Source organism: Pseudomonas sp. zfem004 (genome assembly GCF_032621715.1).
Lineage (GTDB): Bacteria > Pseudomonadota > Gammaproteobacteria > Pseudomonadales > Pseudomonadaceae > Aquipseudomonas > Aquipseudomonas sichuanensis.
In genome coordinates this window covers 327,389-341,117 of sequence record NZ_JAVYJF010000001.1, presented here as the reverse complement: position 1 = coordinate 341,117, position 13,729 = coordinate 327,389, and the positions used below count along the sequence as shown (strand labels likewise).

Annotated in this window: 14 protein-coding genes; 6 read left to right on the top strand and 8 right to left on the bottom strand. The window is 64.3% G+C overall.

What is annotated here, in order from left to right; all coding sequences use genetic code 11:
- Window positions 1-35 precede the first annotated feature (35 nt).
- Window positions 36-1,967, bottom strand: coding sequence for a cytochrome c/FTR1 family iron permease (locus RTH46_RS01625; RefSeq protein ID WP_153785447.1), 1,932 nt, complete (start codon window positions 1,965-1,967; stop codon window positions 36-38).
- A gap of 295 nt (window positions 1,968-2,262) precedes the next feature.
- Between RTH46_RS01625 and RTH46_RS01620 the strand changes: the two genes are divergently transcribed.
- From RTH46_RS01620 to RTH46_RS01600, 5 genes are all read left to right on the top strand, one after another.
- A complete protein-coding gene (locus RTH46_RS01620) occupies window positions 2,263-3,654 on the top strand; it encodes a COG3014 family protein (RefSeq protein WP_279846881.1) in 1,392 nt (463 codons plus the stop codon).
- Between the two features lie 15 nt (window positions 3,655-3,669).
- Window positions 3,670-4,026, top strand: a complete 357-nt coding sequence (locus tag RTH46_RS01615) for a YcfL family protein (RefSeq protein ID WP_125861040.1) — start codon at window positions 3,670-3,672, stop codon at window positions 4,024-4,026.
- 21 nt (window positions 4,027-4,047) lie between these two features.
- Window positions 4,048-4,635 (top strand): penicillin-binding protein activator LpoB, encoded by a 588-nt coding sequence (gene lpoB, locus RTH46_RS01610; RefSeq protein ID WP_153785445.1) that lies wholly within the window; start codon window positions 4,048-4,050, stop codon window positions 4,633-4,635.
- A gap of 3 nt (window positions 4,636-4,638) precedes the next feature.
- Window positions 4,639-5,382 (top strand): penicillin-binding protein activator LpoB, encoded by a 744-nt coding sequence (locus RTH46_RS01605; protein WP_153785444.1) that lies wholly within the window; start codon window positions 4,639-4,641, stop codon window positions 5,380-5,382.
- Between the two features lie 162 nt (window positions 5,383-5,544).
- A complete protein-coding gene (locus tag RTH46_RS01600; protein ID WP_316904903.1) occupies window positions 5,545-6,141 on the top strand; it encodes a DUF6088 family protein in 597 nt (198 codons plus the stop codon).
- Between the two features lie 207 nt (window positions 6,142-6,348).
- On the opposite strand, the gene RTH46_RS01595 is transcribed toward RTH46_RS01600, so the two are convergent.
- Both RTH46_RS01595 and RTH46_RS01590 read right to left on the bottom strand, forming a co-directional pair.
- Window positions 6,349-6,600, bottom strand: a complete 252-nt coding sequence (locus RTH46_RS01595) for a DUF3077 domain-containing protein (RefSeq protein WP_316904902.1) — start codon at window positions 6,598-6,600, stop codon at window positions 6,349-6,351.
- Window positions 6,597-6,857 (bottom strand): hypothetical protein, encoded by a 261-nt coding sequence (locus tag RTH46_RS01590; protein WP_316904901.1) that lies wholly within the window; start codon window positions 6,855-6,857, stop codon window positions 6,597-6,599. Before RTH46_RS01590 ends, RTH46_RS01595 begins: the two co-directional genes overlap by 4 nt.
- A 768-nt stretch (window positions 6,858-7,625) precedes the next feature.
- Between RTH46_RS01590 and RTH46_RS01585 the strand changes: the two genes are divergently transcribed.
- Window positions 7,626-8,603, top strand: a complete 978-nt coding sequence (locus RTH46_RS01585) for an RHS repeat-associated core domain-containing protein (protein ID WP_316904900.1) — start codon at window positions 7,626-7,628, stop codon at window positions 8,601-8,603.
- 40 nt (window positions 8,604-8,643) lie between these two features.
- Here RTH46_RS01585 and RTH46_RS01580 read toward each other — a convergent pair whose 3' ends face one another.
- Genes RTH46_RS01580 through RTH46_RS01560 form a run of 5 tightly spaced genes read right to left on the bottom strand, consistent with a single transcriptional unit; the run spans window position 8,644 to window position 13,664 of the window.
- Window positions 8,644-10,065, bottom strand: coding sequence for a TolC family protein (locus RTH46_RS01580; RefSeq protein WP_316904899.1), 1,422 nt, complete (start codon window positions 10,063-10,065; stop codon window positions 8,644-8,646).
- Complete coding sequence (locus RTH46_RS01575; protein WP_110992052.1) at window positions 10,062-10,937, bottom strand: HlyD family secretion protein; 876 nt, start codon at window positions 10,935-10,937, stop codon at window positions 10,062-10,064. Before RTH46_RS01575 ends, RTH46_RS01580 begins: the two co-directional genes overlap by 4 nt.
- The gene (locus RTH46_RS01570) at window positions 10,934-11,146 is read right to left on the bottom strand and encodes a DUF1656 domain-containing protein (protein ID WP_028635562.1); all 213 of its coding nucleotides are present in this window, start codon (window positions 11,144-11,146) and stop codon (window positions 10,934-10,936) included. Before RTH46_RS01570 ends, RTH46_RS01575 begins: the two co-directional genes overlap by 4 nt.
- On the bottom strand, window positions 11,143-13,230 hold the full coding sequence (locus RTH46_RS01565; RefSeq protein WP_316904898.1) for an FUSC family protein: 2,088 nt from the start codon (window positions 13,228-13,230) through the stop codon (window positions 11,143-11,145). Before RTH46_RS01565 ends, RTH46_RS01570 begins: the two co-directional genes overlap by 4 nt.
- The gene (locus RTH46_RS01560; protein WP_153786699.1) at window positions 13,227-13,664 is read right to left on the bottom strand and encodes a MarR family winged helix-turn-helix transcriptional regulator; all 438 of its coding nucleotides are present in this window, start codon (window positions 13,662-13,664) and stop codon (window positions 13,227-13,229) included. The genes RTH46_RS01565 and RTH46_RS01560 overlap by 4 nt, the downstream gene beginning before the upstream one ends.
- Between the last annotated feature and the right edge of the window lie 65 nt (window positions 13,665-13,729).

The following is a 13,729-nucleotide window of genomic DNA, read 5'->3' as shown; positions in this document are numbered from 1 at the left end:
GAGCGGGTTTACCCGCGAAGAAGCCAACACCTATTTCAGTTGGCTGTCGCCCTGCGCTTCTCGGCCAACCGGCTACGCCCATACAGGAACACGATCGCCAGCAACGCCAGCGCCTGCGCACCCAGCGAGTAGGCGTCGGCATGAATCCCCAGCCAGTCGAACTCGAAGAACGCCACCGGGCGTGTACCCAGCACACCGGCTTCCTGCAGCGCCTTGACGCCATGCCCGGCGAACACCACCGACAGCGCACACAGCAAGGCCGCGTTGATGCTGAAGAACAGCGCCAGCGGCAATTTCGCCGAGCCGCGCAGGATCACCCAGGCCAGGCCCACCAGCAGCACCAGCGCCGTGGCACCGCCCGCCAGCACCGCCTGGTGCCCGGCAGGGCCGGCCTGCAGCCACAGGGTTTCGTAGAACAGGATCACTTCGAACAGCTCGCGGTATACCGAGAAGAACGCCAGCAGGGCAAAACCGAAGCGCCCGCCACCACTCACCAGGCTGCTCTTGATGTAGTTCTGCCAGGCGGCGGCGTGGCGGCGGTCGTGCATCCACACCCCCAACCACAGCACCATCACCGAGGCGAACAGTGCCGTACAGCCTTCGAGCAGTTCGCGCTGGGCGCCGCCCACGTTGATCACGTAGGCCGCCAGGGCCCAGGTGGCGAAGCCGGCAACCAGCGCCAGGCCCCAACCGATGTTGACGCTGCGCACCGCCGACTGCTGGCCGGTATTGCGCAGGAAGGCCAGGATCGCCGCCAGCACCAGGATCGCTTCCAGGCCCTCGCGCAGCAGGATCAGCAGGCCGGAGATGTAGCTCAGCGACCAGCTCAGGCCATCGCTGCCCAGCAGTTTTGAGGCCTGCGCGAGCTTGGCCTTGGCTTCGGCCAGGCGCTGTTCGGCCTGAGCCAGGGGCAGGCCGTCCTGCAGCGACTGACGGTAGGCCATCAGCGACTTCTCGGTGTCCTTGCGTACCTGGGCGTCGATGTTGTCGAGGGAGCTTTCGACCAGTTCGAAGCCTTCCAGGTAGGCCGCCACCGACAGGTCGTAGGCCTGGTCGTGGTCGCCGGCGCGGTAGGCCGCCAGGCTCTTGTCCAGGGTGCTGGCGGTGTAGTCGAGCAACTGCGCTGGGCCGCGTTTGACCTGCGGCGGCTTGGCACGCTGGGCACGGAAGGCGGCCACGGCATCGGGGCCCTCGCTGGCGGCCACTTCGGCGGGCGTCTGCCGGGCCAGGTCGGCAATGTTCCAGGTCTTGTCGCCCATGGCCACCTCGGGGTCTGCGCTGAAGCTGGCGACATAGGCCGCCACGTCCCAGCGCTGACGCTCGTCGAGCTGGTCGGCGAACGACGGCATCTCGGTGCCTTCGATCCCCAGACCAAGAGTGTTGTACAGGTCGTACAGGCTCAGCTGATCCAGCCGCGCAACGTTGCGCAGGTTGGCCGGCGGCGGCTCCAGGCCCAGGCCGGCCGGGCCGTCACCCAGCCCGGTGTCACCGTGGCAGATCGAGCAGTTCTGCGCGTACAGCGCCGCGCCGCGGGCCGGGTCGGGGGTGATGATCGGCGCCTGGCTGACCTCGTAGGCCACCGCCAGGCGGGCACCCAGCTGACGGGCCTGGCGAGCGACACCAGCACCCTCCTGGCGCTGGTCGATGGCCTGGCGCAGGCCCTGCACACCCTGTTCCAGCGCGGCGCGCTCGGGGTTGTCCGGCAGGCCTTTGACCAGCTCGGCCAGTACCCCGCTGAACTCCTGCTGCTCGCGGTATTCGCTGCTGTCCACCACCTTGCCGTCACGCACCGTCGGTGGGTAATCGGCGCCAATGTAGTCCAGCAGATGCAGGGCCTTGGTCGCATCGGCGGGGGCCTCTGCCTGCGCCAGGGCGCTGCACAGCAGCAGCACCGGGGCGAGCAGCACGGCAAGCAGGCGGGAACGGGAATTCATGGCCAGTCTCGATGTAAATACGAAAGTGAACATTGTTCACTTCCACTCTGCGTCCCTCAAGCTTCAGGGGCAGATTTCATGAAAAATCTTGCTACAAAATCTCCCGGCCTCCTCGCCGTCCTCGTCAGGATCTTTACGACGGCGGGCCTGTCACAAGGGCAGTAAAGGCACATGGCCATTAAAACGCCGTCACTTTGCGTATAATGCCGCCCATTCGTAATAGCCATTGGCGATCAATGTGCCTTTACCCAAAGGATCTGGCCCGGCCAGAGGGCCCCGCCGCCCCGCTACAGCGGCAGCAACATGCTCCAGGGAATGAAAACCTCCGATGGCAACCCGCGTCCTGATCCTGGCAACCCTCTTCACCCTCCTGCAACTCAGCGGCTGCTCGGTGTTTCGCAGCTACGACAGCGAAATGCAGGCAACCAACCAGCAACTGGCCGCGGGCAATGTCGACGCCGCGCTGGCCCTGCTTGAAAGCCACAACACGCGCGAACAGAAGGACCTGCTCTACTACTTCGAGAAGGGCGAACTGCTGCGCTCGAAGGGCGACCTGGCCGGCAGCCTGGCAGCCTGGCGCTCGGCCGACAGCGTGGTAGTGCAATGGGAAGAGGCGGTGCGCCTGGACACCGACAAGTACCTCAGCCAGTTCGGCAGCTACGTGGTCAACGACAAGATCCGCCGCTACGAAGGCTACGACTACGAAAAAGTCATGCTGACCACGCAGATGGCCCTGAACCTGCTGGCCCAGAACGACTTCGACGGTGCCCGCGTGGCGATCCGCAAGAGCCACGAGCGCGAAGCGATCATCGCCGAGCTGCGCGACAAGGCGTACCTCAAGCGCGAAGAGCAAGCACAGGAGGACGGCATCAAGACCGAAGTCGCCGACCTCAAGGGCTATCCGGTCGCCACCCTCGACGCCCCCGAGGTGGTCAACCTCAAGAACAGCTACCAGAGCGCCTTCAGCCACTATCTGGCCGGCTTCGTCTACGAGGCCCTGGGCGAAAAAGGCCTGGCCGCACCGGGTTACCGCATGGCCGCCGAGCTGCGTCCGAAAACACCGCTGCTGGAGCAGGCCCTGCTGCAGCTGGACGGCAACAGCGCCACCGCCGCAGAGAGCGACGTGCTGTTCGTGGTGCAGAGCGGCCTGGCGCCAGCCCGCGATTCCATGAGCATCCCCCTGCCCCTGGTGATCGATGACAACCTGGTGATTACACCGCTGTCGTTCCCGATCATTCGCGAAGACCACTCCACCGCACAGCTGGATGCCTTGCAGCTCGACGGCAGGCCCCTGGCCCTGACTTTGCTCAACAGCACCAGCGCCATGTCGCGCCGGGCCTTGCGCGATGACATGCCCGGCATCATCCTGCGCACCAGCGCGCGCGCTGTCTCCCGCACCCTGGCGCAGAAGAAGCTGAACGAGAAGGATCCGCTGGCCGGCCTGATCTTCGGCATCGCGTCGATGGTGCTGGAGAATGCCGATACCCGTACCTGGCGCACCCTGCCCGACCAGACTCAAGTGGCCCGCTTGCGCCTGAAGCCCGGCGAGCACCAGCTGAGGCTGCCGGCGGCACTGGGCGGGGCCTCGATCAACGTGAAGATCGATCGCCCCTATCAGGTGGTCAGCCTGCGTGTGGTCGGCAACCAGGTGTTCGCCAGCGGCCCGGCCGTCCAGGTCGCGCCCACCAACCCGGCCCCCACCGTGGTCAGCCTCAAGTAACTTCAAGGATCGAACATGCGCAGAACCTGCCTCGCCCTGCTCACCGCCGCCTTGCTGGCCGGTTGCTCCAACACCGAAACCGCCGCCAGCAAGGTCGTGACCATGGGCCAGTTGGACGATATCGAAGTCCATCAGATGCGGGTCGCCCGCGAGAATGGCTTCCTCACCGTCAACGTGGCGCTGAACAACACCAGCCGCAGCAACCAGACCCTGTTCTACCGCTTCGCCTGGCTGGACGACAGCGGCTTCCCGGTGGCCGACGAAGAAAGCTGGAAGGCCCTGCCGCTGTATGGCAAGCAGGCCAAGTTCCTGCCCGCCATCGCGCCGACGCCCAAGGCCACCGACTTCCGCTTCGAAGCCCACACCCGGTAACCCCTTTCAGGAGCACCCTGCATGTTTGCACGCCTTTCCCTCGCCGCCGTCGCCATCGCCCTGGTCAGCGGCTGCAGCACCCCGTCGCCGGTTCTCGGCGGCAAGAACATCAGCTACGGCGACAGCAAGGCGGTCGAGCTGATCACCAACGAATTCGGCTCCACCGACCTGCAGATGATCGCCGAGAGCATGACCCGTTCCCTGGCCCAGTCCGGCGTGCTGCGCGGCCGCCCGGTGGTGCAGGTGTACGACGTGAAGAACAAGACCAGCGAGTACATCGATACCCGCGAGATCACCACCACCATCAAGACCCAGCTGATGAAGTCCGGCACCGCCCGCTTCGCCAGCGACAACACCGACATGCAGAGCCAGGTCGACCAGCTCCAGCTGCAGAACCAGAGCGGCCTGTACAAGAAGAGCACGGTGGCCAAGACCGGCAACATGATCGCCGCCCGGTATCGCCTGGAAGGCTCGATCAGCTCCATCGTCAAGCGCAGCAGCGACTACAAGGACGTGTTCTACAAGTTCAGCCTGCAGCTGGTCGACGTGGAAAGCGGCCTGGCCGAGTGGATGGACGAAAAAGAAATCCGCAAGACCACGGAGCGCTGACCGATGCGTGCATGGATGGCAGTCATTGGCCTGGCCTGCGCCTTCGGCGCGCAGGCGGCCCCCAAGGTGGCGGTGACCGACCTGGCCTACGAGGCCCAGGTGGAGGAGTACATCCACAGCGTCAACGCCCAGAACAGCGGGCAGTCGAGCATGTACAACGCCAGTCAGTCGTCGAGCTACAGCGAGTACGAAAGCAATAAGAGCTACATCCAGCAGACCGAGCTGCGCAAGTTTGGCGGCGACATCAAGGGCGAAATCCTCAAGACCGGCATGTTCGAGCTGATCCAGGGCAAGCCCTACACCGCCGAGGCCGAGGAAGACGTGTACGACGTGATCCGCCGGATCAAGAACGGCGCGTTCGAAGGTGCCGACTACGTGCTGTTCGGCACCCTGTCGGATATCGACTTCCAGGAGGACGTCAACGCCCTGGCCCACACCGACAGCTATTCGAAGGTGCTGGGATTGAGCGTGGTCGCCGACTTCAGCCTGATCGATACCCGCACCTTGCAGATCACCTCGGCGTTCACCGCCATGGGTGAGGGGCAGGACACCAAGCTGATGAAAAGCCAGGACCGCCGGGTGACTCTGAACCGCCCGAAGGTGGTGCGCGAAGTGTCGAAAGCGCTGGGGGAAGATGTGGCGCAGCAGTTGGCTGATCAGTTGGGCGGTGTGGGGCCAGGCCAGCCACGTCCGCCGCGGGTGCGGGACAAGCTGCCGCCGGATGAACCGGCGCGGATTTTGAACTGAGCCCTCTGTTTGAGTGAACCAAACGCCCGGCGCCATACGGCCCCGGGCGTTTTTTCTGCGCGCTGGCTCATCGAAACATGATGAAACTGCTCAATAATTACGCAAATGTCAGAAACTAAATTATGCTTCTGACATTCTGCCGTTAGGTTGGCAATGGCGCTCATGAAGAAACTCCCCGAACAGATCCTCGAATTCAGCCAGGCATCACCGGAAGGTGAACTGATCTCGCCTAAACAATTCCTGCATGCGGGCAGCCGCGCCGCTATCGACCAGGCACTATCCCGCCTGGCCAAAGCAGGCCTGCTGATGCGGGTATCCCGGGGCCTGTACGTGGCCCCGGTGAAGAGCCGCTTCGGGACTCGGGCACCAGAGCCGGAGCAGGTGATCGACTCGCTGGGCAGGCGGCTCAATGAAGTACTCACACCCAGCGGTGCCGGTGCAGCCAATGCACTCGGGCTCACCCAGCAGGTCCCCGTGCGCCAGGTGTTCTTGACCAATGGTCGCCAAAGGACCCTGACGATAGGAAATGCCAAGGTTGCCATTACCCACGCACCGCGCTGGGCAACGAGCTTGGGCGCAACCGCAGCGGGTGATGCTGTTCGGGCCCTGGCTTGGTTGGGAGAGTCACAGGCCGCCCCGGCCGTCGCCCAACTGCATGAGCAGCTGGCGCACAGCGACTGGCAGCAACTGGTCTGCGCCATACCTTCCCTGCCTTGCTGGATGGCCGCCCTGATCGGCAAGGAGGCGGCACTTGGCTGAGCACTTCTTCAGCCTTCCAGCGGCAGACCAGAGGGACGCGCTGTTGCAAGCGGCCTCCGATCTGGGTCGCCCTGCCTATCTGCTTGAAAAGGTTGTATGGGTTGTACGCCTGTGCAGCACTCGAGGCACGACTGAATGCCACACAGGTTTGAACCTTCATTACTGAAGGGTTGAGTGAGGCACTTCAGCTGCCTTTGCCAACACTGATCAGCCAGACCTGTTCACCCCCAGCTCTACATCGTTGATCAGCGCCTTGGCCATATCGCTCAAGATACGGGCCGCACTTCCCGCCAGCAGGTCCCCTTCCATTTCCGCCTCGGTGGACAGGTGGCGGATACAGCCGAGCAACACCGAGATCTCATCCAGTACCCGCACCAGCGGAATGCCCGGCTGCACACGGAACAGTTCCAGACAGGTTTCGCGGCCCTCGGTGGTGCAGGTTTTCAGGTCGTCGCTCATGGGCGTGGCTCCTGGGCGCAGTCGCAACGAGCCATCGTGTGTTCGACAAGGGCACGCGCCATATCGGCGGCGTAGGCGGCGTTGCTCAGCATGTGCAGGCCAAGGTCACCGGCGTGCAGCCGGCAGTGTTCGTCCAGGGTCTCGCTCACGCCGCGCAGCAGCTGGCTGGCGTGGGCCAGGGCGTCGGGGGTGGGCAGGTCGGTTTGGAGGGTGAAATAGGGGATGAAGCGAGGTGGGTCGGGGACGCGTTTTTTCATTGTTGGAATCTCACGTGGGCCTTAAGGAACTGCCTTCCTCCTCGTCTCACTGAGTTGGGTGGCAGTCGTACGCAGATGTGAGACCCGGGCCACATGAGAAACCCGACCAGGCGAAGCCTGCCCGCGTACGACCGCCATAAACGGTGTACTTCTCAGGTTGCCGGGGGTCTCAATCCCGATCGCCCGAAAGCGACCCGAGGACGTTATTCCTGAGGCATTCCACCGACAACATAGAAGCTTCCGCAAGGCGCGTAGGATACGTCCCAAGCCATGCGGAGCTGTAGGATTTGGTTTCATTTTCGGAAATGTCGCACGGGTTTCTGGCCATTCCTCGCGCTGGACCGCATCAAGGCCACCAGGTGCTCGCCGAAAGCCTTGCAGCGCCTTTGAGATCGAGCGCCGCGCGGGCGGCGCTCGATCTCAAAGGCGCTGCAAAGGTTGTGGCGAGCACCTGCATGCCCTGATGCAACCTACAGCCAGGCCCCTATCCCCTCGGGGGAGCGGGCTTGCCCCGCGATTGGCCTGCCCTGAAAACCACGCAACATGGCACTGGCTACGCCAGTGATCGCGGGGCAAGTCGCATCGGCGCACCGCCGCTCCCACGCAGCCTACACACATCAGTTGCTTGAAGATTGCCGCAGAGACTTGCCCTCGAAGACCTGCGCAGCGCCTCAGCATGGATGAGCACCTGACAATTTTGCCAGTTGCCACCCCACAGCAAGTTATCCACAGTCAGGCCAATGCCAGCCTCCACGGATCAGTGACGTCATGGACACTCGACTTTTCTATCAAAAAGAGAATCTGTACACGCTGATTCGCAGCAACACTGCCTGTTCACTGCTTCACGCTGCCGGCCGCGCCCATGCCGAACACCAAAAAAATGCCTTGGGCTCACAGTCACTATTGATGGCTACCAATGAACCTGGTTCCGTGCTTCAAACCTGCACCACCAACGGCCAAACTCACTCGCTGAGTTATAGCGCTTATGGTGACGCCGCAGTGGACATGCCGGTTACGCCAATGATGATGTTCAACTGCCAATGGTATGAACCGCTGACAGGCTGTTACCCGTTAGGCAATGGCTATCGTATGTTCAGCCCGCAACTGATGCGATTTTGCTCAGCTGACAGCCTGAGCCCATTCGATGCCGGCGGTATTAACACGTATGCATATTGTTCAGGAGACCCAATCAACAAGACAGACCCAAGCGGTCGCATGAGAAACCCCACCTTCAAGGTACCGCTGCCTAGACCAAGACCTTCAACCCCTCAGTCACGCTTTACTCATCCATCTCAGACCGCGCAATCCAGCCTGCGCCACGACATTCAACCCCAGCAACACTCTGCTCGCGATGTGCACGAATCCTATTTTTTAAATCGGAAGCCAGTAAGTCCTGTCAAAGCACGCAAAGCGAGGATTAAACGGCTGAAACAGCTTTATAAAAGAACCGTCGAGCTTCGCCCGTTAGACACTCACGAAACGGACATCGAAGCACTTACTTCAGAACGCTGGCGCATTTTTGAGATGGGCGTGCACCTCGATATCAATGGTGATACTGAGGCGGCTGCTTTTGCATGGGGTTATGCTCATCATTTAAGCCCTCTCACAACCGACGAGCGCTTAAAAATAGGTCTTAATAATCACCCTGAGATACACGCTGAAATCTATAAGCCACCAAGTTTTTATGAAGGAGCTCACACTCGTCAATTGATTGGGCGGCTAGCCTCTCGCTTGCGAGCGAAATAGTTCCGCACCTAGTTTGCTCTCATTGAAAGCGGCGCAACCTTCAAGGTTTACGTGGTCCTCCCTTCCACCCTCCACCCAACGCCAGAAACACCCCAATCTGCCCCATCGCCACCTGGCTGTTCGCCGCCGCCAGCTGCGCCCGCACATCGGTATAGGTCCGCGTCGCCTGCAAGTCAGCCAGGAACGACTCACGCCCCACCTGATAACGCAGATGCGTCTGATCCGCCGACTCCTTCGCCGAACGCTCAGCCTCGGCCAGCGCATCACGCCGGTCGAGCAAGGCGCTGTACTGCGCCAACCGCGTCTGGGTCTCTCGAATGGCGTTCAGCACCACGCCATCGAACTGCGCCAATGCCGCCTGAGTCGAAGCTTCCGCCATGCGAATACGCGCACGGGTGCCATTGGTGGGGATGTTCCAGCTGATCTGCGGCCCAAAGCCCCAACGGTTGGTGGAAGGCTCACCGAAGTTCTCGAGAATGCCGATGGTCCCCACCTGCGCACCAATGCTGATGTCCGGATAAAGCGCGCCAGTGGCCACGCCGATATTCGCGGTCGCAGCCGCCAACTGGCGCTCGGCCTGGCGCACATCGGGTCGGCGTTTGAGCAAGGCGGCGCCATCACCCACCGGGATCAGCTGCGCAAGATGCGGCAGCTCGGCGCAATCGGCAGTACCCGCCGGCAACTGCTCGACCGGTTTGGCCAGCAGCGCAGCCAAGGTGTACAAGCCAGTTTCACGCTCGGCTTTGAAGCGCGGCAGTTCTGCCCGCAGCGACTTGAACTGGGTCTGCGAGCGGGTGACCTGGGTCTCGTCGCCACGGCCAGCGTCGCGCAAGCGCTGCGTCAACTGCACGCCCTGCTGCTGCAGGTCCAGCGACTCACGGGCAATGTGGTACTCCTCATTGGCCGAACACACCTGGGTGTAGGCCTTGACCACATCGGCCACCAGGGTGATGCGCGCGGTATCGGCAGCGGCCTGCACCGCGTCGGCATTGGCCTTGGCGGCCTCGGTGCCGCGTTTGAAGGTGCCCCACAGGTCGAACTGGTAGCTGACGCTCAGCAGCGCCTCGCCAATGTTGGCCACCGGCACTTTCTCCGGCAGCAGGAAGGCCTCGCCGGACTCCTGCAAGCGCTGGGCACCGGCCTTGATGCCGCCATTGAAACCGCCCTGGGACTCGGCCACTTCCACCTGGGCACGGGCCTTGGCGATGTTGGCGGCGGCCACGCGCAGTTCGGTGTTGGCGCTCAAGGCCTGGCGCACCAGTTCGTTGAGGCGTTGATCCTGGTACAGCTGCCACCAGTCCTCGGGCACCGGTGCCGACACCACGCTGTCGGCATCCTGGCGCAACGGGCCGTTCAGGTCGCTGCGCTGCACGGCGGCGTCCTTGGGCTCTTCGTAGTTGGGGCCGACCATCATGCAAGCGCCGAGGGACAGGCTAAGCCCCACCAGGATCAGCTGTTTCATGGGCGCTGGCCCTCGATGATCGACACCGTGGCGGTGCGCCCGGCGATCATGCGAAAGTCCGCCGGCACCTCGTCGAAGGTGATGCGCACCGGGATCCGCTGGGCCAGGCGCACCCAGCTGAACGCTGGGTTGACGTTGGGCAGCAGGTTGGCGCCGCTGCTGCGGTCACGGTCCTCGATGCCGGCGGACAGGCTTTCGACACGGCCGCGCAGGCGGGTGTTGTCGCCCATCACGCGGATGTCCACGGCGTCGCCGATATGGATGCCACCGAGCTTGGTCTCTTCGAAATAGCCATCGACGTGGTACGAGGCGCTGTCGACCACCGACAGCACCGGGCGGCCGGCGCTGACGAACTCGTGGGCGCGCGGGGCGCGGTCGTTGAGGTAGCCGTCCACCGGGCTGCGCACCACCGAGCGGTCGAGGTTGAGCTGGGCCAGGTCCACCTGCACCTGGGCCTGATTGACCGCCGAGCGGGCGCGGGCCTCACGCGACTGGCTCTCTTCCAGCTGCTCGGCCGCCACCAGGTTGCCCAGCTTGCGGTTGCGCTGCGCCTCGCGGGAGGCCTGGGCCAGGGTTTCCTGGCGCTCGGCCAGGGTCGCCTTGGCCTGGCGCAGGGCCAGGCTGAAGCGGTCCTGGTCGATGGTGAACAGCACGTCGCCGCGCTTGATGGTCTGGTTGTCGCGCACCTCGACCTTTTGGATCAGCCCGGACACATCCGGAGCGATCTGGATCACGTCGGCACGGATGTGCCCGTCGCGGGTCCAGGGGGCGAACATGTAGTACACCACCATCTGCCACACGAGCACGGCGGCGAAGGTCACTACCAGCAAGGTCAGGACCACGCGGCCCAGGGTCAGCAAAGGTTTTTTCATGGCAGCATCAGGCTTCGGCAAAAGTGGTCGACCGCGCCCAGCAGCACGGCATACAGGGCAACGTTGAACAGCGCCCGGTGCCAGACCAGGCGGTAGAAATGCACGCGCACCAGCACCGCGTGCACCCCCAGGAACAACAGGTAGGTCGCAAACATCATCACCAGCAGCGTGGGCAGGAACACCCCGCTGATATCCAGTTCACCGATCACAGGGGCGCTCCATCGAGCCCGGGGGGCAGTTGCGTTTGTTCAGTGGGTTCGAGCATCACCTCCACCCCCGGCAACAGCGCCAGGCGCAGGCCGCTCAGGGCGTGCAGCAGGTGGGTGCGGGCATCGCCGCGCTCGTACAGTTCGTCCAGGTTCAGCGCCAGGCGCGCCCGCTCCATGTTGCGAAGCAGCGCCGCCGGGGCATGCAGGCGTTCGCCGGCGCGCAGGCAGGCGGCGTAGTGGCCGCCGACGTCTTCGATCACCGTCTGCAGGCGCTCGCGGGCCTGGCTGCCGGCGCGCGGCAGGTAGGCCAAAAGGTCGAGCAGGTTCAGCCCCACGCGCAGGTCGCGCAGCGCCACGCCGCTGTCCTGGCCGGTCTGCGACAGGCGCGGCAGGTGTTGCATCAGGCGGTCGAGCATCTGCACGCCGACCTGGCGGTGTTCGGCCAGGCTGGCCGGCGCGGTCATCTCGACGATGTCGCGCCAGGCGAAGCGGGTCATGCGCTTGGCCGCCAGCTCCACGCCGAACGGGCGCACCACGATGGTCCAGAGGAAGGCGAACAGCAGCCCCACCGGCCCCGCCAGGTTGGCGTTGAGGAAGGTGAAGAAGTCGGCGTCGTAGGCGCCCTGGATGCTGATGAAGGTCGAGGTGTTGACGATGGTCAGCAAGGTGCCCAGGTAGAAACGCGGCTGCACGGTGAGGGTGCCGACGCAGATGAACGGCACGGCGAAGGCCAGCACCAGCATGGCGAAATCATGCAGGTTGGGCAGTACCAGGAACAGGTACAGGCTGGAGAAGATCACCGACATCAAGGTCCAGAAGAAGAACCGGTAGATCTGCGGCGCCGGGTCGTCCATGGCGGCGAAGAAGCTGCACGACACGGCGGCGAGGATCACCGCGCTGGCGCCGTCGTTCCAGCCCAGGCCGATCCACAGGCCGCAGGCGACGACGATGGCGGTGACGGTGGAGAACACCGAATAAAGCATCAGCCCACGGTCGAAGAACGGCGTCAGCCGGCCTAGCCGCCAGTGCCGATACACCGCGCGCCACGGCTTGGCATCGTCAGTGCGCAGGGCGTGCTGCAGGGTGCAGCAGTCCTGCCACAGGTCGGCCCACTCGGTCAGGCGGTAGAGGGCGTTGGACAGCAGCAGCTCGGCGCGCTGGTCCAGGGCGGCGGCGCCGGGTTGCAGGCGGTCGATCTGCTCGTGCAGGGCGGTCCAGCGTGCCACCGCGACGCTGTCGGCGGTGCCCTTGAGCCATTCGCGGGCGGCCGCCAGCACCGGCTGCAGCTGGGCGAACTGCACCGGGGCACGGCCTTCGAGGGCGATCAGGGCGTCGTCGAGGGCGTCGATCACCGGCAGCAGGTGGATCATCCGCCCGCGCAGTTCGCGGGCGTTCTTCAAGGTGTGCGGGCCGGCGCCTTCGTGGCCGAGCTGGCCGATCATCAGCTCCAGCGAGTTGAAGGTGGCGACCATCGCCCCGCGCATGCCGCCGACCTGGTCGGCACTGGCTTCGCGGGCCAGGTAGGTATCGCTGTAGCGGATCGCCTCGCCGAACCAGCTGCCGGTCGCGCCCACCACCACCGGCGCCAGCCGCCGGGGCCAGAACACCGCGCCGACCACCGCCGCGCAGACGATGCCCAGGCAGATTTCCTGGGCCCGGGACGAGGCCACGTCGAACACCGCCAGGGGGTTGTCGACCACGGCCAGGGCGATCATCGGCATGGTGTAGCCGGCCAGCATCAGCACGTAGTTGTTGGCGGTGCGCAGGTTCAGCGAGAGGAACAGCAGGGTGCCGGTCCACAGCGCGACGGCAATGCTCAGCAGCAACGGCGACTGCACCAGCAGCGGCACGAAGAAGATCGCCGCACCCGCGCCCAGCAGTGTGCCGAGTGCACGGTACAGCGCCTTGGAGGTGGTGGGGCCGAGGAACGGGCTGGAGACGATGTACACCGTGGCCATCGCCCAGTACGGGCGCGGCAACTGCATCAGCAGGGCGATGTACAGGGCGATCATGGACGCGGCGAAGGTGCGCACGCCGTAGAACCAGTCGCGGGCCGGGGGCACCGAGCTGAAGAAACCGTTCATGGGGTCAGGCCCGCGTCTTCGAACACCCGGATCACCCGCAGGGTGGCTTCCAGGTCGGCCTGGTCGATGCCCTGCAGCAACTCGCGGCGCAGGCGCACCAGTTCGCCTTCGATGGACTCGGCCAGGGCGCGGCCTGTGGCGGTCAGGCTCAAGGCCTTGGCGCGGCGGTCCAGCGGGTCCTCGCTGCGCTGCACCAGGCCCGCCTTGCACAGCTGGTCGAGCAGGCGCACCAGCGACGGGCTCTCAAGGCCGGCGGCCTGGGCCACCGCCACCTGGTGCACGCCGTCGCCCAGGCGCACGATCATCAGCAACGGCACGGCGCAGGCTTCGGAGATGCCATAGCCGGTCAAGGCGCCCTGGCACAGGCGACGCCAATGCCGGGCGGCCACGACCATGCCGCTGCTGATTTTCATGTGCAGTGCGTCAAGTGACATAGGAGGAACCGAGGATATTCATAGTTTGCTAACTATCAATATACGCCCTGCCCTCCCCCTGCCGT